The organism is Streptomyces africanus (genome assembly GCF_002150735.1).
Lineage (GTDB): Bacteria > Actinomycetota > Actinomycetes > Streptomycetales > Streptomycetaceae > Streptomyces > Streptomyces africanus.
This window is the reverse complement of sequence record NZ_MUKA01000669.1, coordinates 1-260: the sequence shown is the minus strand read 5'-3', so window position 1 is coordinate 260 and position 260 is coordinate 1. Positions and strand designations below refer to the sequence as shown.

1 pseudogene is annotated in these 260 nt (G+C 72.7%); it reads left to right on the top strand.

Annotated elements, in window-relative coordinates:
• Positions 1-260 (top strand): annotated as a pseudogene (locus CCL05_RS46965) (GTPase Era); the annotation flags it as partial.

The window sequence follows — 260 nt, the reverse complement described above, 5'->3', positions numbered from 1 at the left end:
GCTCGGCAAGGAGCTGGGCTTCGAGTGGGCGGAGATCGTCCCGGTGTCGGCGGTCGGCGACAAGCAGGTGGACCTGCTGGCCGACCTGCTCGTCCCGCTCCTGCCGCAGGGCCCGGCGCTCTACCCCGAGGGCGACCTCACCGACGAGCCCGAGCAGGTCATGATCGCCGAGCTGATCCGCGAGGCCGCGCTGGAGGGCGTCCGCGACGAGCTCCCGCACTCCATCGCCGTCGTCGTCGAGGAGATGCTGCCCCGCGAGG